At 70.8% G+C, this 24,000-nt stretch carries 28 protein-coding genes; 15 read left to right on the top strand and 13 right to left on the bottom strand.

The features are described from left to right. Nucleotides 1–32 precede the first annotated feature (32 nt). Entirely contained in the window at nucleotides 33–1,253 is a 1,221-nt protein-coding gene (locus RI211_RS14330) for an FAD-dependent monooxygenase (RefSeq protein ID WP_315638346.1), read from the top strand. Next, nucleotides 1,250–1,870, top strand: a complete 621-nt coding sequence (locus RI211_RS14325; protein WP_315638347.1) for an NADPH-dependent F420 reductase — start codon at nucleotides 1,250–1,252, stop codon at nucleotides 1,868–1,870. The genes RI211_RS14330 and RI211_RS14325 overlap by 4 nt, the downstream gene beginning before the upstream one ends. Nucleotides 1,871–1,959: 89 nt before the next feature. Here RI211_RS14325 and aztD read toward each other — a convergent pair whose 3' ends face one another. Genes aztD through aztB form a run of 4 tightly spaced genes read right to left on the bottom strand, consistent with a single transcriptional unit; the run spans nucleotide 1,960 to nucleotide 6,241 of the window. Then, a complete protein-coding gene (gene aztD / locus RI211_RS14320; protein WP_315638348.1) occupies nucleotides 1,960–3,159 on the bottom strand; it encodes a zinc metallochaperone AztD in 1,200 nt (399 codons plus the stop codon). A 28-nt stretch (nucleotides 3,160–3,187) separates the two neighbouring features. Continuing rightward, nucleotides 3,188–4,114 (bottom strand): zinc ABC transporter substrate-binding protein AztC, encoded by a 927-nt coding sequence (gene aztC, locus RI211_RS14315; RefSeq protein ID WP_315638349.1) that lies wholly within the window; start codon nucleotides 4,112–4,114, stop codon nucleotides 3,188–3,190. A gap of 1 nt (nucleotide 4,115) precedes the next feature. Next, nucleotides 4,116–5,342, bottom strand: a complete 1,227-nt coding sequence (locus RI211_RS14310; RefSeq protein ID WP_315638350.1) for an ABC transporter — start codon at nucleotides 5,340–5,342, stop codon at nucleotides 4,116–4,118. A 20-nt stretch (nucleotides 5,343–5,362) separates the two neighbouring features. Then, on the bottom strand, nucleotides 5,363–6,241 hold the full coding sequence (aztB, locus tag RI211_RS14305; protein ID WP_315638351.1) for a zinc ABC transporter permease AztB: 879 nt from the start codon (nucleotides 6,239–6,241) through the stop codon (nucleotides 5,363–5,365). 55 nt (nucleotides 6,242–6,296) lie between these two features. On the opposite strand from aztB, the gene aztA reads away from it, so the two are divergent. Then, the gene (gene aztA / locus RI211_RS14300; protein ID WP_315638352.1) at nucleotides 6,297–7,040 is read left to right on the top strand and encodes a zinc ABC transporter ATP-binding protein AztA; all 744 of its coding nucleotides are present in this window, start codon (nucleotides 6,297–6,299) and stop codon (nucleotides 7,038–7,040) included. Here aztA and RI211_RS14295 read toward each other — a convergent pair. Both RI211_RS14295 and RI211_RS14290 read right to left on the bottom strand, forming a co-directional pair. Further along, entirely contained in the window at nucleotides 6,978–7,322 is a 345-nt protein-coding gene (locus RI211_RS14295) for a hypothetical protein (RefSeq protein ID WP_315638353.1), read from the bottom strand. The genes aztA and RI211_RS14295 overlap by 63 nt on opposite strands. Nucleotides 7,323–7,394: 72 nt before the next feature. Further along, complete coding sequence (locus RI211_RS14290; RefSeq protein WP_315638354.1) at nucleotides 7,395–8,225, bottom strand: putative endonuclease domain-containing protein; 831 nt, start codon at nucleotides 8,223–8,225, stop codon at nucleotides 7,395–7,397. A 167-nt stretch (nucleotides 8,226–8,392) separates the two neighbouring features. On the opposite strand from RI211_RS14290, the gene RI211_RS14285 reads away from it, so the two are divergent. Both RI211_RS14285 and RI211_RS14280 read left to right on the top strand, forming a co-directional pair. Beyond that, complete coding sequence (locus RI211_RS14285; protein WP_187662382.1) at nucleotides 8,393–8,884, top strand: DUF1269 domain-containing protein; 492 nt, start codon at nucleotides 8,393–8,395, stop codon at nucleotides 8,882–8,884. An 86-nt stretch (nucleotides 8,885–8,970) separates the two neighbouring features. Next, complete coding sequence (locus RI211_RS14280; protein ID WP_315638355.1) at nucleotides 8,971–9,486, top strand: GNAT family N-acetyltransferase; 516 nt, start codon at nucleotides 8,971–8,973, stop codon at nucleotides 9,484–9,486. 10 nt (nucleotides 9,487–9,496) lie between these two features. On the opposite strand, the gene RI211_RS14275 is transcribed toward RI211_RS14280, so the two are convergent. After that, nucleotides 9,497–10,897 carry a threonine/serine exporter family protein gene (locus RI211_RS14275; RefSeq protein WP_187662380.1) on the bottom strand — a complete coding sequence of 467 codons (1,401 nt, stop codon included), beginning with the start codon at nucleotides 10,895–10,897 and terminating at the stop codon, nucleotides 9,497–9,499. Nucleotides 10,898–10,993: 96 nt separating this feature from the next. Here RI211_RS14275 and RI211_RS14270 point away from each other — a divergent pair, with 96 nt between their 5' ends. After that, nucleotides 10,994–12,478 carry a serine/threonine-protein kinase gene (locus RI211_RS14270; RefSeq protein ID WP_315638356.1) on the top strand — a complete coding sequence of 495 codons (1,485 nt, stop codon included), beginning with the start codon at nucleotides 10,994–10,996 and terminating at the stop codon, nucleotides 12,476–12,478. A 39-nt stretch (nucleotides 12,479–12,517) separates the two neighbouring features. Here RI211_RS14270 and RI211_RS14265 read toward each other — a convergent pair whose 3' ends face one another. The 3 genes from RI211_RS14265 to RI211_RS14255 form a co-directional block, all read right to left on the bottom strand. After that, complete coding sequence (locus RI211_RS14265) at nucleotides 12,518–12,856, bottom strand: DUF7882 family protein (protein WP_187662378.1); 339 nt, start codon at nucleotides 12,854–12,856, stop codon at nucleotides 12,518–12,520. Nucleotides 12,857–13,006: 150 nt separating this feature from the next. Beyond that, on the bottom strand, nucleotides 13,007–13,441 hold the full coding sequence (gene soxR, locus RI211_RS14260) for a redox-sensitive transcriptional activator SoxR (protein ID WP_060922707.1): 435 nt from the start codon (nucleotides 13,439–13,441) through the stop codon (nucleotides 13,007–13,009). A 51-nt stretch (nucleotides 13,442–13,492) separates the two neighbouring features. After that, the gene (locus RI211_RS14255; RefSeq protein ID WP_025102541.1) at nucleotides 13,493–13,699 is read right to left on the bottom strand and encodes a hypothetical protein; all 207 of its coding nucleotides are present in this window, start codon (nucleotides 13,697–13,699) and stop codon (nucleotides 13,493–13,495) included. A gap of 113 nt (nucleotides 13,700–13,812) precedes the next feature. On the opposite strand from RI211_RS14255, the gene RI211_RS14250 reads away from it, so the two are divergent. From RI211_RS14250 to RI211_RS14235, 4 genes are all read left to right on the top strand, one after another. Further along, nucleotides 13,813–14,187, top strand: coding sequence for a VOC family protein (locus RI211_RS14250; protein WP_292797281.1), 375 nt, complete (start codon nucleotides 13,813–13,815; stop codon nucleotides 14,185–14,187). Nucleotides 14,188–14,276: 89 nt separating this feature from the next. After that, nucleotides 14,277–15,602 (top strand): flavin monoamine oxidase family protein, encoded by a 1,326-nt coding sequence (locus RI211_RS14245; protein ID WP_315638357.1) that lies wholly within the window; start codon nucleotides 14,277–14,279, stop codon nucleotides 15,600–15,602. Between the two features lie 106 nt (nucleotides 15,603–15,708). Next, a complete protein-coding gene (locus RI211_RS14240) occupies nucleotides 15,709–15,873 on the top strand; it encodes a hypothetical protein (RefSeq protein ID WP_164498166.1) in 165 nt (54 codons plus the stop codon). A 56-nt stretch (nucleotides 15,874–15,929) separates the two neighbouring features. Continuing rightward, entirely contained in the window at nucleotides 15,930–16,298 is a 369-nt protein-coding gene (locus RI211_RS14235; protein ID WP_315638358.1) for a hypothetical protein, read from the top strand. On the opposite strand, the gene RI211_RS14230 is transcribed toward RI211_RS14235, so the two are convergent. Next, the gene (locus RI211_RS14230) at nucleotides 16,232–17,149 is read right to left on the bottom strand and encodes a cytochrome c oxidase assembly protein (RefSeq protein ID WP_315638359.1); all 918 of its coding nucleotides are present in this window, start codon (nucleotides 17,147–17,149) and stop codon (nucleotides 16,232–16,234) included. The two genes, RI211_RS14235 and RI211_RS14230, sit on opposite strands and share 67 nt — an antisense overlap. Continuing rightward, nucleotides 17,119–17,580, bottom strand: a complete 462-nt coding sequence (locus tag RI211_RS14225; protein ID WP_280565047.1) for a DUF2243 domain-containing protein — start codon at nucleotides 17,578–17,580, stop codon at nucleotides 17,119–17,121. Before RI211_RS14225 ends, RI211_RS14230 begins: the two co-directional genes overlap by 31 nt. 124 nt (nucleotides 17,581–17,704) lie before the next feature. Between RI211_RS14225 and RI211_RS14220 the strand changes: the two genes are divergently transcribed. The 4 genes from RI211_RS14220 (at nucleotide 17,705) to RI211_RS14205 (ending at nucleotide 21,560) form a co-directional block, all read left to right on the top strand. Further along, on the top strand, nucleotides 17,705–19,432 hold the full coding sequence (locus tag RI211_RS14220; RefSeq protein ID WP_187662373.1) for an MDR family MFS transporter: 1,728 nt from the start codon (nucleotides 17,705–17,707) through the stop codon (nucleotides 19,430–19,432). 1 nt (nucleotide 19,433) lies between these two features. Further along, nucleotides 19,434–19,889 (top strand): MarR family winged helix-turn-helix transcriptional regulator, encoded by a 456-nt coding sequence (locus RI211_RS14215; protein WP_187662372.1) that lies wholly within the window; start codon nucleotides 19,434–19,436, stop codon nucleotides 19,887–19,889. A 52-nt stretch (nucleotides 19,890–19,941) separates the two neighbouring features. Continuing rightward, a complete protein-coding gene (locus tag RI211_RS14210) occupies nucleotides 19,942–20,409 on the top strand; it encodes a MarR family winged helix-turn-helix transcriptional regulator (RefSeq protein WP_315638360.1) in 468 nt (155 codons plus the stop codon). Nucleotides 20,410–20,471: 62 nt separating this feature from the next. Continuing rightward, nucleotides 20,472–21,560 carry an alkene reductase gene (locus tag RI211_RS14205; protein WP_315638361.1) on the top strand — a complete coding sequence of 363 codons (1,089 nt, stop codon included), beginning with the start codon at nucleotides 20,472–20,474 and terminating at the stop codon, nucleotides 21,558–21,560. Between the two features lie 16 nt (nucleotides 21,561–21,576). On the opposite strand, the gene RI211_RS14200 is transcribed toward RI211_RS14205, so the two are convergent. Further along, nucleotides 21,577–22,362, bottom strand: coding sequence for a DNA/RNA non-specific endonuclease (locus tag RI211_RS14200; protein ID WP_315638362.1), 786 nt, complete (start codon nucleotides 22,360–22,362; stop codon nucleotides 21,577–21,579). Nucleotides 22,363–22,490: 128 nt separating this feature from the next. Between RI211_RS14200 and RI211_RS14195 the strand changes: the two genes are divergently transcribed. Next, complete coding sequence (locus RI211_RS14195; protein WP_315638363.1) at nucleotides 22,491–23,888, top strand: DUF1254 domain-containing protein; 1,398 nt, start codon at nucleotides 22,491–22,493, stop codon at nucleotides 23,886–23,888. The last annotated feature ends 112 nt before the right edge of the window (nucleotides 23,889–24,000 follow it).

Raw genomic sequence — 24,000 nt, 5'->3', positions numbered from 1 at the left:
CTGTTCGTGCGTCATTCGATGAAGGAGAGGCAATGGTAGACAGCAGGACGAGGATCGCCGTGATCGGCGGGGGGATGGGCGGGCTCACGGCCGCGATCGCCCTCGACCGGATCGCCGGTGCCCAGGTCACCGTGTTCGAGCAGGCGACGGCGCTCGGCGAGGTGGGAGCAGGCGTGACCGTCGCCCCGAACGCGCAGCGCGTGCTGGACGCCCTCGGTGTGCTCGACCAGGTGCGACGGGCCGGGGCGACCCCCGACGGGCACGGCGTCTACCTGGATGCGAGTGGGGCGCTCGTCACCGACGCGGCGTGGGAGGACTCCGCGAAGCAGTACCGGAACATCGGGATGTACCGCCCGGATCTCATCGAGGTCCTGGCGCGCGAGGTCGACGGGGAGAGCATCCGCCTCGGGCACCGCCTGGCCTCCCTGCGCACGGAGGAGTCCGGCGTCCGCGTCACCTTCGAGAACGGGGTGACCGACCTCTTCGACGCGGTCATCGGGGCGGACGGCATCCATTCCGTGGTGCGCCGCAGCATCGTGCCCGATCCGGAGCCCGTGTACTCCGGCTACATCGTCTACCGGGGCGTCGTCGACGCCTCCCACCTGCCCGCGGACTGGCCGCGGATCAGCCAGGTGTGGATGGGGGATCAGCGGCACTTCATGTGCTACCCGCTGCAACAGCGCACCCTGTTCAACTTCGTCGCCGGGGTGCCCAGCGACCGCCCGCTCCACGGCCCCTGGTCCGGCCCCGCCGACGTGAGCGAGCTCCGCGCCGAGTTCGCCGGCGAGATGTGGGACATCCGGCTCCAGCGCTTCCTGGGAGCGATCGAGAAGACGTTCTGGTGGGGGCTCTTCGACCACGAGCCGCTCCGCAACTGGTCCCACGGAGCGGTGACCCTGCTCGGCGACGCCGCACACACGATGCTGCCGCACCAGGGCCAGGGCGTGAACCAGGCGATCGAGGACAGCATGGCGCTGGCCGTGTTCCTGAAGGCCGCCGACACGGTCGCCGACATCCCGGAGGCGTTCCGGCGCTACACCTCGGTCCGCATGCAGCGGACCGCGATCCTGCAGCACGGCTCACGGCGGGCGGGGTGGATGTTCGACGCGCAGCACGAGTTCGCGGACCGGCGGAAGCGCGACACCGACCTGCGCGTCGGGCGCGACTTCCGCCGGAGCGCGGTCTTCGACTACGACGCGAGGAAGGTCGCCGAGAGGGCGCTGGCCCGCTTCCGGAAGGAGCAGTACGCATGACCTCGATCAGCATCATCGGCAGCGGGAGGATGAGCGCGGCGATCGCGGACGTCGCCGCGCGCGCCGGCGCGGGTATCCAGATCGTCCGTCGGAGCACCGCCAGTTCCTCCGGCGACCGCCCCGACGTCACGTATGCCGCGCTCGGCGACGACCTCACGGGCGACCTGGTGGTGCTCGCAGTCCCCTCTGCGGTGTACCCGAGCATCCTCGACCACTATCGCGAGCGCCTGCGCGACAAGGTCGTGATCGATATCAGCAACCCCATCGACTTCACGACCTACGACGAACTGACCGTCCCGTCCGATTCGTCGAGCGCCGCGGAACTCGCGCGGATGCTCCCCGAGGGGGCAGCGGTCGTCAAGGCGTTCAACGTCAACCTCGGCGACACCCTGGTCACCGGCACCAACGGCACCACGCGGACGACGGTCCTCTTCGCCGGTGACTACGCGGAGGCGAAGATCGCCGTCGCGTCGCTGATCGAGGATGCGGGACTCCGCGCCGTCGACGTCGGTCCGTTGTCCCGCGCTCGGGAGCTCGAGGCGATGGGGTTCCTCCAGATCGTCCTCGCCGCGCTCGGCGCCACGAGCTACGAGTCGGGATTCACCCTGCTGCCCTGAGGGTTCCGCGTCTGGTCGTGCCGGGAACGTGCACGGGACACGATGCTGCGGGTCCGCCCCGGAACGGGACGGACCCGCAGCGCCGAGGCTCAGCCGGCCGCCGGCGCGATCTCGTTCGGGGTGACCTCCAGCTCGGTGCTCGCGAGCACCTCGCCCGTCCTGAGGTCGACCGCGTGCACGCTGTCCGCGGCGGGCTCGGTCACGTAGGCGATGTCACCGGCGACGACGATGGCGGGGTGCGGGTCCTGCCACTCGGCCGGCCCTTCCCACGCCTCGATGACGGGGTAGGAGTCGGTGATCTCCCCGGTCTCGGGGTCGAGCACATGGATGGCACCGTCGGCGCCGAGGATGTAGGCCAGGTCGTCCGGCCCCCGCACGACGTCGCGGAAGGTGTACTCCGCTCCCTCCGGCAGGGACACGACCTCGGACGTCATCGCCGCGGTGTCGATGAGCGTGACGGCGTCGAGCAGGTACCCCTCGGCGTCGGGATCGTTCTTGTAGTCGCCCACCACGATCGGGCTCGTCTCGCTCACGTAGGCGTTGCCCATGCGGCCGTACGGCTGGTCCGGGGCGGCGAGCTTGGTGATCTCGCCGTCCTTGTAGACGAGCGCGCCGTCCTCGCAGCCGAAGACGACGACCTCGTCGGACGCCGTGCCTTCGCCGTGGACGCCGGGGCACTGATCGGACGCCGCGATCTCCGTGCCCTCCGCATCGCGCACCACGATGCCGCTGCGACCGTCCGCATCGCCCACCGTGGTGAGGAACGTGCCGTCCTCCAGCAGCACCGAGACACCGTGGTGCGCCTCGACGCCGTCGATGGTCTCCACTTCCGGGAGGCCGTCGTCGCCGAGGGCGGCGGTGTCGAAGATCGTGGTGTCGCTCGTGCCGTCGGCGTAGAGGATGGTCTTGCCACCGTGACGGACCACGTGGCCGGGGGTGTCGGCCGCGAACACCGTGTCGGTCAGCGCCGCATCATCGGTCGACCCGGCTCCGGTGTCGAGTACCTGGAAGCCCTCGCTCATCGTCACCATGACGTGGCGACCGTCGCCCGCCGGGTTCAGGCGGGTGAACGGCTCCGAATCGAAGTCGGCGACGGTGTCGAGGGTCTCCCCGTCGAGGACGAGGATGCCGCCCTCGTACGAGATGGCCACCCGGGGGCCGGGGTCCGACTCCGGGGCATCGCTTCCGGCGGAGCCGGACCCGGGGCTGGTCGAGCAGGCGGCGAGCGTCACGGCGGCGCCGAGGGCGACGGCCCCGGCCAGCGCCCGGCGCAGGGGGAGTGTCTTCATGCGGTGCTTCTTTCTTGTGAGGGTGGTCTCAACGGGTGAGACCGGAGGCGATGCGCTCGGTGTTGACGCGCATCATGGTCAGGTAGTCCGGGGCGCCGCCGTCTTCCGCGGTGAGCGACTCGGTGAAGAGCTCGATCACCTCGACGTGGACGTCGGCCTCCTCGGCGAGCGCCTGGACGAGGCGGTCGGGGGAGGAGGACTCCGCGAAGACGGCGGGCACGCCCGTGTCCTCCACGGCGCCCACGAGGTCGGCGAGGTCGGAGGCCGAGGGGGCCGCGAGCGTGGTTCCGCCCGGGATCACGGCGCCGACGACCTCGAAATCGAAGCGGTCGGCGAGGTAGCCGAAGACGTGATGGTTGGTCACGAGCGCCCGGCATTCGTCCGGGATCCGGGCGAATGCGGCGGTCATCTCGGCGTCGAGCGTCGTGAGCTCCTCGCGGTAGTCGGCGACGTCCGCGGCGAGAGTGTCGGCGTCGATCCCGTCGAGCGCGGCCAGGGCGGGCTCCAGGGCATCGACGACGTCGATCATGCGCGCGGGGTCGGTCCAGAAGTGCGCATCGGGCATTCCCGCGGCGTCGCCGTCGCGGTAGTCCAGAACCTCGATCGCGTCGCCGGCGACGAAGGACGGCACCTCCGCGGCGACGGCCGCGTCGAGATGCTGCTGCAGGCCCTCCTCGAGCCCGAGCCCGTTGGAGACGAGGAGGTCGGCGTCCCGGAGCGTGGCGGCGTCCTGCGCCGAGATCTCGAACGAGTGCGGGTCCGCGTTCGGCTTCATGAGGGTGACGACGCGAGCCTGACCGCCGACGAGCTCGCCGACCACGTCGCCCAGGATGTTCGTCGAGACGACGACCACCGGTCGCGTATCGGAAGGGGTGGCGCAGGAGGTCAGGGTGGCAGCGGCGAACGCGGCGAACGCGGCGAGCGCCGTGGCGGTGAGAACGCGGAGGAGGCGCATGTCAGCGCCCCGTCTCGGCGACGAAGGCCGGGGTGTCGGTCGTGTCGAAGGTCCTCGCGACGCGGGCGCCGTCGGCGTAGTCGATCTCGAACAGCCGGTGCTCCGCCGGGCCGCTGAGGTACGCGCGGTGCTGGTCGGCGATGAGGACCGGGGTGGCTCCCCCCGCCACCGACTCCGCCACCAGCGGCGCCGTCTCCGCTCGCACCGCCCCGTCGAGCGCGCTGAGCACGAGCACACGGCCGTCCTCCGCGAGGGCGAGCAGGGTGTCGTCCTCATCGCCGACGGCTGTCACCTGCACGAGTGGGGCCGGAGCGGTGAGGAGGGTCCAGGCCCGGGCCCGGGTGTCGAGGATGCGGATGTCGGTGGGCCCGGCGAGGCCAGCGACCGTGGGGCGCCCCTCACGATTGTGGAAGGACGTCACGGCTCCGGCCGGCGCGTCCTCCGGGTACGGGATGCGGTCGACGACGACGGCGCCGTCCTCGACCTGAGCCAGCAGGGCGCCGTCGGCGCAGCCGATCACCGCTCCGACCCTGGTCGTGATCGTGCCGCGCGGCGCGACGCAGTTCTCCCGGAGCCCGGTGCGCTCGCCGTTGGCCGTGTGGCCGACGACGGAGCCGCCCGCCTCACCGTCGTCCTCGGTCACGAGGGCGAACGACCCGACCGGTACCACCAGACCCTCGTGGGGAGTGCGCTCGATGCGGAACAGCTCACGGATCTCCCCCTTCGACAGGGCCTCCGTGTCGAGGAGGACCGCGTCACCGGATCCGGAGAAGGAGATCCCCGTGCCGCCGGTGGTCGAGCTGTTCGTCGTCGCGACCGTTGCCGTGCCGTCGCCCTCGACCGTGCCGAGCAGCGCGGGCTCCGCCCGGTAGTAGTGGAAATGGTCGACGTGGTCCCACGTCCAGACGCCGCTGTCGACGACCTCGACGCCGTCGCCGGTGTCCGCGAAGAGGTATCGGCCATCGGTGGTCATGCCCTCGGGGGCGGCGACCGCACCGATGTCGGTGACGCTCTCATCCAGGAGGTCGAGGTGGGTCACCCGACCCGCGTCGTCGACGGTCGTGAGGCCGAGCTGCGGTTCGGCGACCTCTTCCGCTCCGGCGATCGCGCCGTGCCCGTCCGCGGGAGTCGAGGGCGCGGCCGGGCTCTGCGTCGCGGGACCGGCGCAGGAGGTGAGGGCGAGGGAGAGGGCGGCGAGAGTGATGAGGGGCAGGAGGCGGGAGCGCACGAGAACCTTTCGGAGACGGGTCAGGAGGCGGGAGCAGGGTCGGGATGGGCGGCCCGGTCGGCGAACGGATGCCGTGTGCGCACGGCGGCCCGCACCGCCCAGGAGAGGCCGGCGAGCGCGATCGCGGCGGCGGCGACGGACGCTCCGGCCGCGGTGGCCGCGTACCAGGACGCGAGGAGCCCGACGAGGACCGCGGCGACCCCGAACGCGGAGGCCAGGACCATGCGCGTGGGCAGCCGCGACGTCCACTGTGCGGCGGCGACCGCCGGAGCGAGGAGCAGACCGACGACGAGCAGCGAGCCGACCGCCTGGTACGACGCCACGACCGCGAGGGTCACCAGCCCGACCAGGGCCGCCTGGGCCCACCGCGGACGGAGCCCGAGCACCGTCGCGATCCGGGTGTCGAGGGCCAGCGCGACGAACGGTCGGTGGCAGAGGGTGGCGGCGATCACTCCCAGTGCCGCGGCTGCGGCGAGCAGGAGGAGATCGGCGCGGGTGATGGCGAGGATGTCGCCGAACAGGATGGCCGTCGCGTCCGTGGCGAAGCTCCCCGAGTGGGAGATGATGATGACGCCCAGAGCCAGCATCGCGACGAACAGCAGACCGATGCTCGTGTCGTAGGAGAGCCGGGCGCGTCGTTGCAGGGCGCCGATGCCGATGCTCATCGCGACGGCGCTGAGCGCTCCGCCCACGAGGACGGGAGCCCCGAGCACTGTCGTCAGCGCGACACCGGGCAGCATCCCGTGGGCCAGTGCCTCACCGAGGAACGCCATCCCTCGGACGACGACCCAGGTGCCGACGACCCCGCAGAGGACCGCGACGATCGCGCCGCCGAGGAGCCCGCGCTGGAAGAACTCGAGCGTGAACGGGGTGAGGAGGGCGGAGAACGAGGAGGTCACGGAACGCGAGCCTATGCGTAGTTGAGAATGATTATCAAATTCATAAACTGGAGATATGACGACGCTCTCATCGACCACCGACCCCTCCGTGTGCCTGGACGGTGTCTCCGTGCGGTTCGGGAAGCGCGATGCGCTGCGCGACCTCACCCTGTCGATCGGAGTCGGAGAGGTCGTCGCCGTCTCCGGCCCGAACGGCGCCGGGAAGTCGACCCTTCTCGAGGTCGTCGCCGGCGTGCGTTCACCGACGCGAGGGCAGCGGAGCGTGACGGGCCGGATCGCCTTCGTGCCGCAGCGCGCCGTGGTGCCTCCCGGCCTGCCGCTCACGGCGCGAGATGTCGTGGAGGTCGGCACGTGGGGGCGGCTCGGTGCCTTCCGGCGGCGGGATCAGCGTGCGCGCCACGCGGTCGAGGCGGCGATGGAACGCACGGCCGTGCAGGCTCTCGGGCGTCGTCCGTTCGCGGAGCTCTCCGGTGGCCAACAGCAGCGGGTGCTGCTGGCTCAGGGGCTGGCGGCAGGCGCGGCGATCCTCCTGCTGGACGAGCCGACGACCGCTCTGGATGCGGAATCGGTCCAGCGGATCCGGGCCGTGCTGCGCGAGGAGGCCGAGTGCGGAGCGACCGTGATCTGCGTCACGCACGACGCCGGGCTGATCGCGGCGGCCGACCACGGGATCGCCCTCCTCGACGGGGTGCGCCAGGCCGATCCGCGTCGCCGGGACGCGCGCACGGCGGTGCGGTCAGAGACCGTGCCCCATGTCGAAGTCGGAGAGCGCGGGGATGTCGATGTCTCCGCGCGATGACGAATCGCCCGTGGTCTTCGGGAAGTGGCGATGCGCGCGCAGCTCGTCGACCTCCGTCGCGAAGTCGGGTTCGGGGTCCGCGGTGTGGTGGGGGCTCACGAGCACATCGTTGCCGACACCCACGAGCAGATCGGCCCAGTCCTTCTCCCCGTCCAGGAGGATCGGGATCTCCACCGCTTCGGACTCGCCCTCCCTGGCGATCGCGGCCGCGAGGGTGAGGAGCGTCTCGGCGACGTCGTCAGAGGTGAGGAGCTGCTGGCCGGCGTAGGAGACGAGTTTCATGAGGACATCTTGTCGTCGTCGGCACCCTCCGGCACGGGGGTTGCGTCGATCCTCGAGCAGGGGATAAGCGGTTCAGCGCAGATAGGCGTCGACCATCAGGGCGCCGCGGATGTCGCGGAGCCGGTCGATGAGCCGGGTGATCCCGGCGGTGCCCACGGAGGTGAGAGGAAGGTCGAACGGGCCCAGGGGCTCCAGCTTCCCCATGCGCAGCCGGACGACCTCCCATCCGGCGCTGCGGACCGCGCGGTCCTTCCGGCGGTCCGTCTCCTCCCGCTTGCCGACGTGCTCCAGCCCGTGCCGGCCGACCGTGTCGTACTCGACCGCGATGCGCAGCTCGGGGAGCAGGATGTCGGGCCACACCTCCGTATGGCGGAAGAAGGGCCGTCCGACCTTGATCGCGTTGAGCTCGTCGGGGAACACCAGCCGTTCGGCCAGTGCCTGCCGGAGCTTCCCCTCCGCCGCCGACGCCGGCTTCGGAGCGCATGCGCTCAGGAACGCGGTTCCCGTCGGCAGCGCAGGAGTCTTGGTGCAGAGCGCCGGTGCCGGCTTCTTCGGACGGGCGGGGAGCGCACGCGCCTCTCCGAGGATCACCGGCTGCGGCCGCGCCAGCGCCGCGCACTCCGGACACCAGGACGAGCGCCGTCGGACCCGCCCCGGACGCTCGCGCTGCTCGGTCGGCGTCGCCGCGAACAGGTGCCCGACGGCGCACTCCCAGCAGAGCAGGACATCGGCGGCCAGCGGGATCTGCGAGAGCACGATGCCGTGGTTGAGCTCCGGGTGGTACTGCCGGATGAGCTCGGGGTAAGCCGCCCACGCCGCCCGGTACGTCCCGACCGCATAAGGCACGTCGAGTCCGCGCGAGAACTGCCGTCTCGCCCACCACTGCTGCACGGACTCGGGCACGACAGCGACCGTAGGCCAGGCCGCGGACATCGCCGCGCGGAGTCACCAGGGTGAACATCTCCGGCCGCTCTGTCCTGTCGGCAGGGGCGCGCCTAGGGTCGGTGGCGAAGAACGGTGCCTCTGCGCGCGTGGAGAGCATCTCCGACCGCAACCGAAAGCAGGAAACCATGGCTGAACTGATCGTCATCTCCTATGACACCGAGAGCGACGCGGAGGGCGCCTACAACCGCGTCCAGGCCCTGCAGGACGACCTCGTCGTCGAGCTCGCGGGCCTCGCGCTCGTGAAGGTCGACGGGGAAGGCAAGACGAAGGTGGAGTACCCGGGCGCCGGGAGCAGGATCGGCCTGGGCGTCGCGTCTGGTGCCCTGTTCGGCGCGCTGATCGGCATCCTGTTCTTCATCCCGGTCGCCGGCCTGGTGTTCGGCGGCCTGCTCGGGGCCCTGTTCTCCGGTCTCGACAAGACCGGCATCGACGCCGAGTTCCGCGACCGGGTCAAGGCCACCGTGACGGCCGGCAAGTCCGCCGTCGTCATCTACGCCCTCAAGCTCACGGAGGACAAGTTCGCCGAGGCGCTCGCCCCGTACAACGGCACCGTCGTGCAGACCTCGCTGTCCAAGGAGGACGAGGCCGAGCTGGTCAGGGACCTCGGCGGCCACTGACCGCCCAGTGATGCGCCCGCCGTGGATCCGTCCGCGGCGGGCGCATCGTCGTCTCCGGTGTCGGTGGGGCGTGCAAGGCTGCGCGCGTGGACACACTGAGCCTCCGGCCCTGGTCGGCCGACGATCTCCCTCTCCTGCGGGCGGCGAACACCCCGGAGATGACGGTGCACCTCAACGGGCCGGAGAGCACGGCGGAGGTGCAGGCGCGTCACGAGAGGTACCTGCGTCTCGTCGCAGACGGCGAGGCCCTGATGTTCGCGATCATCGACGACGAGGGGCAGCCTCTCGGCTCGATCGGCGCGTGGCGGATCACGTGGCAGGACGAGCCCGCGTGGGAGACCGGCTGGTTCGTGCTGCGTGCCGCGCAGGGCCGGCGGGTGGCCGCCCGCGCTCTCGCTCTGCTCGTCGACGTGCTCCGTGGTCGAGTGGGGGACGGGCGGCTGCTGCTCGCGTTCCTTGCGGTCGACAACCCCGCGTCGAACGCCGTGTGTCGTCGCGGCGGGTTCACTCGCCGGGGAACGATCACGGAGGACTTCCGCGGGGCCGAGCTCACGGTCAACGAGTGGGTGCTCGACCTCGCCGCCGACTCCTCGACGGGATGACGCCGTCGGGTCAGCGGCGCACGCGCGCCCTGGTCTTCGCCACCCCGGCGAGAGTCGCCCGCACCGGCGTTCCGAGGTAGAGCCCGAGGGAGGCGCCGGAGGCGAGGGCGATGCCGATCACGGCGGCGTCGATGAGCGATCCGCCCACGGTCAGCATTCCGGTGGAGGTGCCCGCCGCGTGCACGACCTCGAGCAGGCCCTGGAAGACCGCAACGCCGGGGACGAGCGGAACGATCGCCGCCGTCGTCACCGCGACCGAGGGCACGTGCAGGTTGTGTGCGATGAGCATGCCGATGAAGCTCGCCAGCAATGCTCCGACCGCGCTCGCCGCGGCCGGGTGCAGCTGGAGCGCGACGGTGCCCGCGTACCCGGCGAGGGTGACGGCGCTGAGCAGGGCGCTGACGAGGATGATGCGGATCCCGGCGCCGTTGAACACGGCCACCGCGACCGCGATGATGATGGCCCCCGCGAACTGGTTGAGCAGGGGTCCGAACGGCGCCGGGTCGTCCGGGAGCTCCATCGTGAAGCCCAGCACGCCACCGAGCTCCAGCCCGACGAGGATGCCGATCACCACGCCGAGCGTCTGCATCGTCAGGTCGAGGATGCGCCCGCCGGCGGTGAGCGCGAAGCCGTCGATGGCGTCCTGCGCCGCGCCCACCACGGTGAGCCCGGCGAGCATGAGCACGATGCCCGAGGCGACGATGATCGACGGACGGATGCCGACGAACGGTTCGATCCCCGCGCTGCCGAGCGCCGAGACCGCCACCGCGACGACCGTGGTGACGAGGCCTCCGGCGATCTGGCTGAAGAACAGCGGCACCCGCAGCCGGGCGAGGCCCGCCTGGGTGAGCGCCGCCCCCAGGGCCGCGACGAACGTGAGACCCACGATGAGCGGAGAGGCCCCGAGCATGATGCTCACCCCGACCGCGAGGAGCGCCCGTGCGACGATCACCACGGGCTGCTGATAGCGGAAGGGCACGCGGCGGATGACGCGGAAGGCGGTGCGCGCGGATTCCAGGTCCAGGCCGCCGTCGATGTCGGCCACGAGCGCCTGCACGCGCTGCAGCTTGGCGTGGTCGGGGGCGGCGACGCGGACCACGCGGACGAGGGTCTCCGGCCACACCTCCCCGCTGAGATGGAAGGAGACCGTGATCGAGTTGTAGGTCACGTCGACCTGCACGCCCTTGAGTCCATAGGCCTCGCACACGCGGGTGATCGCGAGCGTGACCTCGTGGGCGGAGGCGCCGACCGCGAACATCGACTCCCCGATGCGGGTCGCGAGATCGAGGACCCGCGGGACGGTGTGTTCGTCGATCACGGGCATCGCCTCGGTGTGGGCGACGGTGGACGGATCGGTGTGCAGCAGCCGGCGGACGGAGTGGAGCAGTCGCTGAGGGGAACGCGCGGGCATATGTCCCATTCTCCCGCGGGCGAGGACCTCCCGATCGACCGCCCCGCTGTCAAGGCCCGAGACGACCTCCGGCCACGCTTCTAGAGTGGCCTCGCCGTGGCGCTCCCGACGCCGTGGCAGGAGGACTCGACGATGACGGATGACTCGCTTCCCACGGAGGCGCTGCTCGATGGTCGCTACCACCTCCGGGAGTGCGTCGGGCAGGGCGGGATGGCGCGGGTGTACCGCGCCGAGGACTCGTTGCTCGGGCGCACAGTGGCCATCAAGATGCTGCGTGCGGAGACGGAGGAGGGGGCCGCGTCCGAGCGCGCTCGTGGCGAGATGACCGTCCTCGCCTCACTCAACCATCCCGCGCTGGTCACGCTGTACGACGCGCAGCTGCATCCCGGGCGGGCCGAGTACCTGGTCATGGAGTTCATCGATGGGCCGACCCTCGCGGCGCGGATCGCCCAGGGGCCGCTTCCTTCGGACGAGGTGGCGGCGCTGGCTGCCGACCTGGCGGAGGCCCTGCACGTCGTGCACGGCGCGGGCATCGTGCACCGCGACATCAAGCCCTCCAACGTCCTGCTCACGGGTCGCTCTCTCGCCGGGAGCCGATCGGGCGCGAAGCTCGCCGACTTCGGGATCTCGGTGCTCGTGGACGCGGCGCGGCTGACGTCTCCGGGGACGGTGATCGGGACCGCGGCGTACCTGGCGCCGGAGCAGTTGAACGGCGCGGCGCCGGCGCCCGCCGCCGACATCTACGCACTGGGGCTGGTCCTGCGCGAAGCGCTCACCGGAGAGCGCGCGTTCGCCGAGGCGGAGGGGATCGGGGCCACCCTGGCCCGCCTGATCGAGCCGCCCACGATCCCGGAATCCGTGGGTCCGGCGTGGTCCGCGCTGCTGCAGCGGATGACCGCCACGGATCCCGAGGACCGGCCGAGCGCCGCCGGCGTCTTCGCCGCGGTGTCCGCGCTCGCACAGGATCCTTCGCTGCCGCCCCGCCCGCCGGTGCCGGCCCCCATCGCCGCCGCAGCATTCGCGGATCGGACACCGACCGGCCCCTCCGCGCCCCCGACGCAGACCCGCGTGCTTCCCGTTCGTCCGTCTGCCGAGGGGGCGATGCTCCGCGCCCGGGGCCCTCGCACGCAGCGCGTCCGGCGGCGCCGCGGGCTCCTGACCGGCGCCGTCGCGGTCGCGGTGGCGCTCACCGTCGCCGGAACGCTCTGGGCGGCGGGGGCACTCAACCCGAATCCCGCGGTGACGCCTGTCGACACCGAGCCGAGCCCTCGTTCATCGCCCACGCCGGCAGTCGTGGTGCCCGTGACCGTCCCGGAAGACGGGGAAGAGCCGTCGACACCGGCCGAGGCTCCGCCCGCGGCACCGGAACCCGCGCCCGGCGTGCCGGCCGACAAGAAGGCGGAGAAGGCTCAGGAGGCCGCGGAGAAGGCCACGCAGAAGGCCGCCGAGGAGCAGCGGAAGGCCGAGGAGGACGCGCAGAAGAAGGCCGAGAAGGCTCAGGAGCGCGCCGAGAAGGAGGCGGAGAAGGCCCAGGAGGAGGCGGAGAAAGCGAAAGCGGAGGACGCCGACCTCGAGGACTGAGTCCTCGGGCCTGCGACCTCCGCGTCGGCGGTGCCGGTGTCAGACGGTGAGGTCCGCGAGCTGCCGGGAGGCACTGCTCGTCTCGGTCGGCTCCGGCACCAGGTACAGGCCGTTCGTCGTGTTCGCGGTGTACGCCAGAGCGTCCACCCACCGCCGGTTGATGGCCGGGGGCCTGCTGCCGAAGAACTTGAACACGATGTTCGCGTTCGCGTGCACCCAGACTGTCGTCCGGCCGCCGCCGACGGAGGCGTCTTCCTTCCACGAGAACGGCATCGGCTCTCCGCGCCGGAGCTTCGTCATCATGACGAGCTGGATATGTGTGAGAGCGCGGTCCTCGATCTCGACCTTCGGACCGCCCTCGTAGATGAACTTGCCCATTGGATGGATCCTTCGTTCCATCACCACAGGAACCCGTTGCCAAGAGGCGCAACCACGCTGATCGCTGGTGGGGATATCTCCACGGTCTCACCTATCCCGGATTCGCAACACCCCACCTTCGACTAGCGGTCGCGGCGGAGGTCCCCGGTCTCAGATGCGGCGAGGGCCGGGACCGTTCTCGCCGAGGGCATCCTCGGGGTTCAGCAGGCGGCAGGCCTTGAGGGACAGGCAGCCGCAACCGATGCAGCCCGCGAGTTCGCGCTGCAGATGCTCGAGCTGCGTCCGCCGCTCCTCGAGCTCGGCGCGCCAGCGCTTGGCCACGCGGCGCCAATCGCCGTGCGAGGGCGGCGCGTCCACGGGCAACGTCTGGAAGAGCTCCTGCACCTCGCTGAGCGGGATGCCGATGCGCTTGGCCACGACGATGATGGAGATCCGGCGCAGCATGTGTCGGCGATAGCGCCGCTGGTTGCCGGGCGTGCGCGTCGAGGCGATGAGGCCCAGCTGCTCGTAGAAGTGCAGCGCGGAGGGTGCGACGCCCGTGCGTCGGGTGACCTCTCCGATCGGGAGGAGATCGTCGGGTTCCATCCGTCGCCCTTCCGTAGACCTCAACAATAGTTGAGGAACGGGCGGAACGGGTCAGCGCGACGTGGGCGGAAGCTTGTCCACGCCGTGGCGGTTCGGCTTGTCCGGCTCTGCCGCCGTCTCCGGCGTCACGTCCGGGCTGTCGGCGGGTGCGCCGGACGTCGGATAGTGCGGCTCGTCAATCTCGACGGCCTTGTCCCGCTCATCCGCCGGGGGGAGGTGGTCCAGGGGCTGCTTGATGTCATCGGGGTGGTGGCTCATGGACCCAGGGTGCGCTGTTCCGCCTGCAGCGCCCAGGGGGTTGTCATCCGGTCGGCGGTGTGGTCGGTGGGGAGCGCTACGGTGAACGGACACGACCACGGAGGGTTTCCCACATGGCATCCGTCCTCACCGGACTCGACCACATCCAGCTGCCCGTCGCCGATCTGGCCGCGTCCATCGCGTGGTACCAGCGCCTGCTCGGCTTCCGCGTCCTCACCGACTACGGCACGAGCGCCATGCTCCGGGCCGAGGGTGGCCCGGACCTGATGCTCTGGGAAGCGCCGGGGCACGCGCCGATGAAGCTGACGGTGGCGGGGGAGGAGCGGCCGATCTTCTTCCTGCGCACGACCGAGATCCACGCCCTCGCGGAGCGGTTCGCGGCAGAGGGCGTCGATGTCGTGAGCTTCGACGACGGCGGCTTCGCTCTCTTCCTGAAGTTCTTCGACCCTGACGGCACCCTGCTCGGGGTCATCCAGCACGCCGCCTGACGCAGAGGCCCCGCCACCCTGTCGATGCCCGCCCGCCTGGGCTATCGTCGGGGCACGGCTCCGTGCGGCGGGGCTGCGAGGAGGGGCGCATGGAGCAGGTCGACGCGGTGATCGTGGGCGCGGGCGTGGCGGGCTTGACCGCTGCGCGGCTGCTGCAGGGCGAGGGGCGGACGGTCGTGGTGCTCGAAGCGCGCGACCGGGTCGGCGGCCGGGTGCATACGGACCGGACCGACGGCATCGTCGATCTCGGCGCCTCGTGGATCCACGGTGTCGACGGCAGTCCGGTGGCTGCCGCCGCCGAGGCCTTCGGCATGCGGACCGTGGAGTTCACCGTCGGCGGGTTCCAGGTGGACAGCCGGCCGATCGCGTATCACGGTCCCGACGGTCGCCCGCTCTCGGCGGAGGAGGCGCTCGCCTTCGCCGCGGATGTCCACGCGGTGGACGAGGCGCTGCCGGCTGTCATCGCCGCCTCCGGCCCCGAGGCCTCCTACCGCGACGTCACCGACCAGGTGCTCTCACGCCGGCAGTGGAGCGCGGACCGCGCCCAGCGAGTGCGTGAATACCTGGAGCATCGCGCCGAGGAGCAGTACGGGGCGTGGATCGAGGACCTCGCCGCGCATGGCCTCGACGATGACGCGATCGAGGGCGACGAGGTCGTGTTCCCGGACGGGTACGGGGTGCTCCCGGAGCGCCTCGCCGAAGGGCTGGACGTCCGGCTGGAGCACATCGTCACCCGCGTCGACTGGAGCGAGGACGGCGTCTGGGCGCGGACCTCGCGCGGGGACTTTTCCGGCGATACGACGGTCGTCACGGTCCCGGTCGGCGTGTTGCAGTCCGGGACCATGGAGATCGTCCCTCCGCTGCCGCCCGTCAACGCCGAGGCATTGGGGCGGCTGCGCATGAACGCCTTCGAGAAGGTCTTCCTGCGGTTCCCCACCCGGTTCTGGGAAGACGGGGTCTACGCGTTCCGGCAGCAGGGGCCCGAGGCGCGGTGGTGGCACTCCTGGTACGACCTCACGGCGCTGCACGACGAGCCGCTCCTGCTCACCTTCGCCGCAGGGCCCGCGGCCGTCGCGACGAGGGACTGGAGCGACGACCAGGTGCAGGCCTCGATCATGGTCCAGCTCCGCCGGCTGTACGGGGACGGGATCCCGGATCCGATCGGCCTGCATCGCACGGCCTGGCAGGACGATCCGTTCGCGCACGGGTCGTACGCGTACATGACGGTCGGGTCGACCACCGCGGATCACGACGACCTCGCCACCCCGGTCGGCGGCGTGCTGCACCTGGCGGGCGAAGCCACCTGGACCGACGACCCGGCGACCGTGCCGGCGGCCGTGTTCTCCGGGCATCGCGCGGCCGAGCGCATTCTCGGACGGACGGTACCGATCGAACGGCTCTGGACGCAGGGATGACGCCCCGGCGCGCCGGCAGTGTGGCCGTCGCCGTGTCCGCGGTCAACCCCCTGCGTCGCCGGGACCGGCGCGCATACGGTCGTCGGAACGAACAGAGGAGGAGAGCATGAGCGACCCCCAGAACACGCAGGGCACTCCCGGCGCCGACGAGGAAGCCGACACGGCCTCCGGCGGCGCTCCCGACGACAGCGGCGAGAGCACCGACGACGTGCTCGAGCGCGAGACGACGGACGACGAGGGCAAGCCCCTCGAGAACCCGTCCGGCGGCTGACCGCCGCACCGCCCGAGGGTCAGCCGCGCCCCAGGCGGCGCGGCTACCCTCGGGTCATGCGCCGAATCGCCATCGTCCCCCTGCTGCTCGCCGCCGGTCTTCTGGCCGGGTGCGCCCAGGTCACTCAGGTTGCCGGAGACGCGTTCGGAGTCCCGGTCGCGGAGACCTGCGCGACGATCGATGACGCATACGCGCAGTACCAGGCGCTGCTCGCGCAGGGCGACGTGTCCGCGGAGCAGCTCGACGCCGCCCGCGACGACCTCGTCGCCACGCTCGACCGCGTCGCCGACGGCATGGACGGACAGCTCGCCGACCTCATCCGTTCCGGCGCCGATCAGCTCGGCGGCATGACCGACCTTCAGGCTCCGGAGACCGTCGAGGCGATCGAACGCCTCCACGACGGTCTCTCGTCGTTCTGCGGCTGAGCCGAGTCCCGCGGTCGCGTCGCCACGAACCACTGTCGGAGCAGCAGCACGATGAGCAGCACGTCCACCGCGTCACCGGCGTAGAACATCAGCTCCGCCCCGACGCGAGCGTCCCCGACGTCGACGCCGGCGGGCGGGTGGGCCCACAGCCACTTGGCGAGGATCGAGTGCGCGGCGACGAAGACGATGAGGACCCCGGCCCGCACGGTTACCGACGCGCGGTGCGGATCCGGATCGAGCCCCACGATGCTCGCCGTGAACAGATATCCGGTCAGCAGCACGTGCAGATGCACGGCGGCATGCAGCCACGGTGAGGCGTGCATCAGGGGGAACAGCGGTGTGGCGTAGAGGAGCCAGAGACCGCCGACATTGAGGGCGCCGGCGACCACCGGATGCGTGAGCGCCCGGATCGGGCCGCTGCGCAGCACTCGGGACAGAGTGCGCGCCCGCGGCACGGGGAGGGCGCGCAGGGCCAGCGTGACCGGCCGCCCGAGCACGAGGAGGAGTGGCGCCAGCATCCCCACGAGCACGTGCCCGGCCATGTGCACCGGGAAGCTGCTGTGGGCCAGGGCGGCGAACGGTCCGACCATGCCGACTCCGGCGCAGAGCAGACCCGCCATCCAGGCGGCCGTCCGCGGCCGAGGCCAGGGGCTGCGGTCCCGGGTCCGCAGCAACCCGACGAGATAGAGAACGGCTGCGGCGAGGAGGGCGACGAGCGCGACCGGCGCGAGCAGATCGATCCCGCCTCCGACGGCGTCGGTGTCGATGCCCGGCGTCTCGGGCGGTCCGTGGTGTCCGTCGTGACCCTCGCGCATGGCCGTCACCGCGCCGGGTCCGGGCGGGTCCGCCACACCACGAGGATCCCTGCAGCGAGCAACAGGACGGCCGATACGATCCAGACGGTGTCGTAGAGCACGAGGTCGACGCCGTAGCGGATCTGGTGGATCCCGAGGAGCTTGTGATCGACCACGCCGTCGAAGAGCTGGAAGAACCCGACCCCGGTGATCACCGCGCCCGTCCAGCGCGTCCATCGCACGGGGCCACGACGGCGGACGTCGGCGAGGAGGAAGGCGCCGAGGATCGTGATGAACCAGCCGAACGCATGGAAGAACCCGTCCGAGACGAGGGCCACGTCAGAGGTCGACAGATCGTAGAAGTGGTGCCAGTGCAGCACCAGGTGGAAGACGAAGAGGTCGATCATCGAGGCGGCGATCCCGCAGCCGAACAGGAAGCCCGACAGCAGCAGGCGCCGGTCGGGGCGGGGCATGGCTCCGGAGGTCATGCGGTCAGGGTCGTCCGTCCTGCCCACCCCGGCGACGTCCTTGACCCCGGCCTCCGAGTGCGGTAGCCGCCGATAGTTGCGAAACCGCAACTATCGGCGTATGGTTGATCTCGATCAACTTTCTATGCAGGAGCATTCCCCCGTGACACACACCTCATCCTCTTCCGAGACCACGCGCTCGGCCCGCGAGGTCTTCACCGCGATCTCCGGCCTCATCGTCGGCATGTTCGTCGCCGTGCTCTCCGGCACGGTCGTCTCGACCTCGATGCCGGTCATCATCGCCGACCTCGGCGGCACGCAGTCGCAGTACACCTGGGTCATCACCGCGAGCCTTCTCGCCACCGCCGTCTCCACCCCGATCTGGGGCAAGCTCGCCGACCTGGTCGACCGCAAGGTGCTCGTCCAGATCTCGCTCATCCTCTTCACGGTCGGCACCGTGATCGCCGGATTCTCGACCGATACGAACATGCTCATCGCTGTCCGCGTCGTGCAGGGCATCGGCGTCGGCGGTCTCATGTCGCTCGTCATGATCGCGGTGGCCCTCATCATCTCGCCGCGTGAGCGCGGCAAGTACATGGGCGTCGTCGGCGGCATCATGGCCCTCGGCACGATCGGCGGACCGCTGCTGGGCGGACTCCTCACCGACGTGTGGGGCTGGCGCTCCAACTTCTTCGTCGGCGTCCCGTTCGCGATCCTCGCCCTCGTGCTGCTGCAGTTCACGCTGCACCTGCCCAAGCCGCAGCGCGGCACGAAGGTCTCGATCGACTACTTCGGCATCGTCCTGCTCGCCGTCGGCGTCTCGACGCTCCTCATCTGGGTGTCCATGGGTGGCAACCAGTTCGACTGGGACTCCGGGACGAGCATCGCGCTCATCGTGACCGCGGTCGTCGCGATCGCCGCCTTCATCGTGGTCGAGTTCTTCGTCAAGGAGCCGATCGTCCCGATGACGCTGTTCCGCAACCGCACCTTCACGCTGTCGGTCATCGCCTCGATCGCGATCGGCGTCTCGATGTTCGCGACCTCGGTCTTCCTCGCGCAGTACTTCCAGCTGGCCCGGGGCGCGACGCCCACCGAGTCGGGCCTGATGACCATCCCGATGATCATCGGTCAGATGGGCGCGTCGATCATCATCGGCCAGCTCGTCAGCCGCTTCGGCAAGTGGAAGAGCTGGATGGTCACCGGCTCGATCCTCGCCACGATCGGCGTGAGCCTGATGGCGACGCTGCGCTACGACACCCCGTTCCCGCTGGTCGCTGTCTACATGTTCGTCCTCGGTGCCGGGCTCGGCATGGTCATGCAGAACCTGACCCTGATCGTGCAGAACGACACGGCTCCGCAGCAGCTGGGCGCGGCCTCGTCGAACGTCAACTTCTTCCGTACGATCGCCGGCACCATCGGTGTGACCGTCATGGGGTCGCTGCTCTCCACGAGCGTCGCCGACTTCATGAAGGACGGTCTGAAGGGCTTCGTCCCGACCACGCCCGACGAGATCAGCGCCCTGGAGCGCCTGGGTTCCGGCGACGTGCCGAAGGTGGGCGAGCTGCCCGACACGATCCGCACGATCGTCGAGAGCGCCTACGGGCACGGCATCGCGGACGCGTTCATCCTCGCCATCCCGCTGGCCGTGATCGCGATCATCGCGATCGCGTTCATCAAGAACAAGCCGCTGTCCACCAAGAACGCCGCGGAGCAGCTGCGCGAGCAGGCCGAGGAGTCCGTCATCGAGGTCTCCGAGGCCGAGGTCGGCGCGAACCTCTCGACCGGGACGATCCGCACCGGGCAGGCCGAACCGGCGACCACCACGGGGTCCGTGAGCGTGCTCGAGCGCGACGATCGGAAGCAGGAGCGCTGACATGAGCGCGTCCGAGGCGGTCGGCACCCCCGACGTCGATACCGCCCTCAGCGACCTCCAGGCGCATCTCAACCTCATCTTCGCGCGGACCCGGTCGCTGTGGAAGGAATCGGCGTCCCGGGTCCACCCGGAGCTGCAGGTGGCGGGGTACAAGCTGCTCACCTTCATCGACCGGGCGGGCTCGGCCAGCGCGCATGAGCTCGCCGAGCGCTTCGAGATGGACAAGTCCGTCGTCAGCCGCCAGGTGCGGATGCTGGAGGAGCTCGGGCTGATCGCCTCGGTGCCGGATGAGCGCGACGGCCGGCTCAGGGTGCTCACCGCGACACCGGCCGCGTGCACCGCGCTCACCGATGTCCGCCGGGAGTACGGCAGCCGACTCCGCGCTGTCATCGATGAGCTCACGCCCGCGGAGATCGACGCCGCATCCAAGGTGTTCCGGCTCCTCGCCGAGGTCTGAGCACAGCCCCGCGACCGCATCCGGTCGCGGGGCTTCGCCGTACACTGGCGATATGAGCGCCCCGTCCGACGAACCCGCCGACGGCGCTCCGATCGACGACCTCGACCAGGCGGTGGCCCGCGTCGAGCACGAGCTCGGCCGGCTGTTCGCCCGCATCCGTGTCGGCTGGCGGGAGGCCGCGGTCACCGTGCATCCGGATCTCCAGCCGCTGGGCTACCAGGTGCTGACCTCGATCCTCGCCGGACGGGCGACCTCGGCGGGAGCACTCATCGAGCGCCTGCAGACGGACAAGTCCGCCGTGAGCCGGCAGGTGCGTCAGCTCGAGCAGCTCGGGCTCGTCGAGAGCATCCCCGATCCCGAGGACCGCCGCGCCCGGGTGCTGGTGGCGACCCCGCTGGCCGAGGAGCGCGTGGCTCTCGCCCGCTCCCGGTATGAGGGGCGCATCGGCGAGCGCCTGCGCGGCTGGACCGCCGCCGACCTCGACCACTTCGCGAACCTCGTCGCCGATCTGGGCGGTTGATACACCGGAATACGTCATCGATTCACGGGAATACAGTGGCGGGCGGACGCCTTGGCCCCACCGTGACTCTCTACGACTCCGCCGACTTCGGCTCGCTGCACCTGTCCAACCGCGTCGTCATGGCGCCGCTCACCCGCACCCGTGCGGACGCGGAGGGCGTGCCGACCGCGATCATCGAGGAGTACTACCGCCAGCGGGCCGGGCAGGGACTCATCATCTCGGAGGGGGTCTGGCCGGTCCTCGAAGGCAAGTCGTATCCCGGGCAGCCGGGCATCGTGACCCCCGCGCAGATCGAGGGATGGCGCCGCGTGGCCGACGCCGTGCACGCCGAGGGCGGCACCATCGTCATGCAGCTCATGCACGGCGGCCGTGTGGGCCATCCGGACATCTCCGGCGAGCCCCGCGTCGTCGCGCCGAGTGCTCTGGCGGCCCCCGGGCAGACGCGGACCCTCAAGGGCAAGGCCGATCTGCCCGTCGCGCATGCCCTCACCCTGGACGAGATCCCCGTGGTCGTCGAGCAGTTCGTCCAGGCCGCGCGCAACGCGATCGCGGCCGGCTTCGACGGCGTCGAGGTGCATGGCGCGAACGGCTACCTCGTCCACGAGTTCCTGTCCCCGGTCTCCAACGTCCGCGACGACCGGTACGGCGGCTCGCCCGAGAACCGCGCCCGCTTCGCCATCGAGGTGACCGCGGCCGTCGCCGCCGCCGTGGGCGCCGACCGGACCGGCATCCGGCTCTCGCCGGCCCATGGCATCCAGGGCGTCATCGAGGACGACGCGGCCGACGTGCTCGCGACCTACACCGCGCTGGCCGAGGGACTTGCGCCGCTGCGTCTGGCCTTCGTCGACGTGCTGCACGCCGAGCCGGCCGGAGAGCTCGTGCAGGCCATTCGTCGGGCCGCGGGGGTGCCGCTGATCGTCAACACCGGCTTCGGCGTCGAGACCACCCGAGCCGCGGCCGAGGAACTGGTCGCGGAGGACTGGGCCGACGCGGTCGCAGCCGGGCGTCCCGTCATCGCCAACCCCGACCTCGTGGAGCGGTGGCGGACCGGGGCCGAGCTGAACGAGCCCCGCCCCGAGCTGTTCTACGGCTCGACTGCCGAGGGGTACATCGACTACCCGTCCCTGGAGGGCGTGCGCGCGGGCGAGTGACGAGGGGTGCCCGCTGTCACAGGACGATGTCGTCGGCGGTGTGCAGCGGGCGCCATGCCGTCTCGCGGAGTCCGCGCCGGGGGAGCACATCGGCGTCGGGAAGGGGGCCGAGGTCGACCCCGGTGAGGGCGGTCACCTCGGCGACCGGTACCTGGAACGTGCGGAAGGCGCCGAGGCTCGCGACGGCGAAGGCACCCTCCCGCGTGTCCACGAGCTCGGTCTGGTCGAGGATGAATGCGGCGGCCGCGAGTCGGTCCTCGGAGCGCCACGCCACGATCTTCCAGTACCGCAGGGGCACGCGGATGCCGCGGTACGGCGGGTCGGCATCCGCGAGCACCGGGGCCGTGAACGCCGACAGGCGCTGCGCCGTCGCCTCTGCATAGGCCAGCACGTGGTCCTCCAGCCCGAGCCAGAGGTCCTTCGACTGGTTGAAGGCGGCCGCCTGCGGGGCCGCGTTGGGGTAGGTGAAGGTGGCTTCCGCGGCGGCGCGGGCCTCGGCGAGCTCCCCCCAGCCCGGGTCGCGGCGACGGACGAGGTGTCCGCGGTCGAGGTCGTTCCGGGCGTAGACGGCGGGCCCCGCCTGTTCCTCCGCGGGCACTCGGGGGTCGAGGCGCCACTCACCCGTGCGCGGGAGATCCCGCAGGCGGGCGCCATCGATGGTCACGCCCGTCACCGCGGCGAGGCGCCGTTCCGGATCGAGCAGCACCGTGAACCGGGGCGAAGGGAGCGCGCGCACCGGCATCGGGGGCACGGGCAGCGGCAGCGGGATGCCGAGGAACGCGGGGTCGTAGCCGTCCGTCATGCCACCATCGTGCCCCGCCCCGCCGACATCGCACCTCTTCCGCGTGCTCGTCCGCCCCACTACTGTCGGGGTTCAGGTGGAGCCGATTCGCGCGGTGCGGGAGCGCGCGCTGACAGAGGGGGACGGATATGACCGGAGCGAGCGGAATCGACGGGGTGCGGAAAGACGGCGAGCTGCCGGCGCGGGAGTCGATCCCCGCGATCTTCGACGAGCTGGATTTCCAGTTCGCCTGCCAGGCCTACCTCTGGGCTCTTCCGCTCGTCTCCTACGCGCAGTGGAAGTCGCAGCACGAGGAGGTCTTCGGTGCGACGAGCAGTGATCTCGTCCGGTACCTGACGTATCGCGACCGTCTCGGCCTCATCACGGCGAACGCCACGACGCCGTACATCCTGAACTTCTTCGACCTCGCCGAGACCGGACCGCTGGTCATCGACCTGCCCCCGGGGCACACGGCCGGCGGCGTCTCCGATTTCTGGCAGCGGGAGGTCGGGGCGATGGGGGAGATGGGGCCGGACCAGGGGCGCGGCGGCAAGTACGTGATCGTCGCGCCCGGGGCGACCGTCCCCGCAGACATCACGGCCGAGTTCCGGATCCTGCAGTCCTCCGGGGTCAACATCATGTTCGGCTTCCGCACGCTCGACCCTGATCCGGAGCGCGCCGATGCCCTCGTGCGCGCCGTACGGATCTACCCGTACCGCGATCGGGAGGACCCCGCACCGACGCGCATCATCTCTCCGGACGGTCGGCCGTGGAGCGGCGATCAGCCGCGCGGCATGGACTACTGGCGTCTTCTGCACCGCATCTACCAGTCGGAGGTCGTCGACGAACGCGATCGCTTCTATCTGGCGATACTGCGGCAGCTCGGCATCCGCGTCGGGGAGCCCTTCGCGCCGGACGACCGTCTCACCCGCATCCTGGAGCGCGGCGCCGAAGCGGGTGAGCTGATGGCGCAGGCGAACACGTTCGCGAAGCGCTTCGCGCAGGGGAGCTACTGGCCCGACCGTGTGTGGGAGCAGGCGATCGTCCTGGACAACTCCGCGCAGCGGGGCGACGGCTATGACGAGCTCCTCGAGAGGGCCTCATGGTTCTACGAGGCTGTCAGCTTCTCGGAGGCGATGAAGAGCACCACTCCCGGTGTCGGGCAGGCCTACCTCGGTGCCTACACCGATGCCGACGGAGAGTGGCTCGACGGTGCCCGCACCTATCGCCTGCACGTGCCGGCGGACGTGCCGGCGAAGCTGTTCTGGTCTGCGACGGTGTACGACGCCGACACCCGCTGCCTCATCGACAACGAGCAGCAGCGCGGCGACCGCGGGTCGCGCGATGAGGACCTCCGATACAACGAGGACGGCTCCGTCGATCTGTGGTTCGGCCCGGAACCGCCGACGGAGGGGCGCTCGAACTGGGTGCAGACGATTCCGGGGCGGCACTGGTTCAGCTACTTCCGTTTCTACGGGCCGCTGCAGCCGTACTTCGATCGGTCCTGGAAGCTCGGCGACATCGTCGCGGCCGACCCCGCCGGCTGACACCTGGCTCTGCCACGAACGACCTCTTCACCTTGTCGGGAATACCATACCCCCCTAGGGTATTAAAACGAGAGACGCCGACTGGCGTCTCTACCCGACGGAATGGAGAACG

Source organism: Microbacterium meiriae, assembly GCF_032364335.1.
GTDB classification, from domain to species: Bacteria; Actinomycetota; Actinomycetes; order Actinomycetales; family Microbacteriaceae; genus Microbacterium; species Microbacterium meiriae.
The sequence above is the reverse complement of the archived record's forward strand: the minus strand, read 5'-3'. Positions and strand labels throughout refer to the sequence as shown.

What these genes read in the sequence shown, in the direction of transcription:
- RI211_RS14240 (WP_164498166.1), top strand. Translation starts at nt 15,709, where the DNA reads ATGAGCGACCCCCAGAACACGCAGGGCACTCCCGGCGCCGACGAGGAA.
- aztC (WP_315638349.1), bottom strand. Translation starts at nt 4,114, where the DNA reads ATGCGCCTCCTCCGCGTTCTCACCGCCACGGCGCTCGCCGCGTTCGCC.
- RI211_RS14210 (WP_315638360.1), top strand. Translation starts at nt 19,942, where the DNA reads ATGAGCGCCCCGTCCGACGAACCCGCCGACGGCGCTCCGATCGACGAC.
- RI211_RS14285 (WP_187662382.1), top strand. Translation starts at nt 8,393, where the DNA reads ATGGCTGAACTGATCGTCATCTCCTATGACACCGAGAGCGACGCGGAG.
- RI211_RS14245 (WP_315638357.1), top strand. Translation starts at nt 14,277, where the DNA reads ATGGAGCAGGTCGACGCGGTGATCGTGGGCGCGGGCGTGGCGGGCTTG.
- RI211_RS14250 (WP_292797281.1), top strand. Translation starts at nt 13,813, where the DNA reads ATGGCATCCGTCCTCACCGGACTCGACCACATCCAGCTGCCCGTCGCC.
- RI211_RS14295 (WP_315638353.1), bottom strand. Translation starts at nt 7,322, where the DNA reads ATGAAACTCGTCTCCTACGCCGGCCAGCAGCTCCTCACCTCTGACGAC.
- RI211_RS14275 (WP_187662380.1), bottom strand. Translation starts at nt 10,897, where the DNA reads ATGCCCGCGCGTTCCCCTCAGCGACTGCTCCACTCCGTCCGCCGGCTG.
- aztA (WP_315638352.1), top strand. Translation starts at nt 6,297, where the DNA reads ATGACGACGCTCTCATCGACCACCGACCCCTCCGTGTGCCTGGACGGT.
- RI211_RS14220 (WP_187662373.1), top strand. Translation starts at nt 17,705, where the DNA reads ATGCAGGAGCATTCCCCCGTGACACACACCTCATCCTCTTCCGAGACC.
- RI211_RS14235 (WP_315638358.1), top strand. Translation starts at nt 15,930, where the DNA reads ATGCGCCGAATCGCCATCGTCCCCCTGCTGCTCGCCGCCGGTCTTCTG.
- RI211_RS14225 (WP_280565047.1), bottom strand. Translation starts at nt 17,580, where the DNA reads ATGACCTCCGGAGCCATGCCCCGCCCCGACCGGCGCCTGCTGCTGTCG.
- RI211_RS14195 (WP_315638363.1), top strand. Translation starts at nt 22,491, where the DNA reads ATGACCGGAGCGAGCGGAATCGACGGGGTGCGGAAAGACGGCGAGCTG.
- soxR (WP_060922707.1), bottom strand. Translation starts at nt 13,441, where the DNA reads ATGGAACCCGACGATCTCCTCCCGATCGGAGAGGTCACCCGACGCACG.
- RI211_RS14325 (WP_315638347.1), top strand. Translation starts at nt 1,250, where the DNA reads ATGACCTCGATCAGCATCATCGGCAGCGGGAGGATGAGCGCGGCGATC.
- RI211_RS14200 (WP_315638362.1), bottom strand. Translation starts at nt 22,362, where the DNA reads ATGACGGACGGCTACGACCCCGCGTTCCTCGGCATCCCGCTGCCGCTG.
- RI211_RS14255 (WP_025102541.1), bottom strand. Translation starts at nt 13,699, where the DNA reads ATGAGCCACCACCCCGATGACATCAAGCAGCCCCTGGACCACCTCCCC.
- RI211_RS14330 (WP_315638346.1), top strand. Translation starts at nt 33, where the DNA reads ATGGTAGACAGCAGGACGAGGATCGCCGTGATCGGCGGGGGGATGGGC.
- aztD (WP_315638348.1), bottom strand. Translation starts at nt 3,159, where the DNA reads ATGAAGACACTCCCCCTGCGCCGGGCGCTGGCCGGGGCCGTCGCCCTC.
- RI211_RS14215 (WP_187662372.1), top strand. Translation starts at nt 19,434, where the DNA reads ATGAGCGCGTCCGAGGCGGTCGGCACCCCCGACGTCGATACCGCCCTC.
- RI211_RS14265 (WP_187662378.1), bottom strand. Translation starts at nt 12,856, where the DNA reads ATGGGCAAGTTCATCTACGAGGGCGGTCCGAAGGTCGAGATCGAGGAC.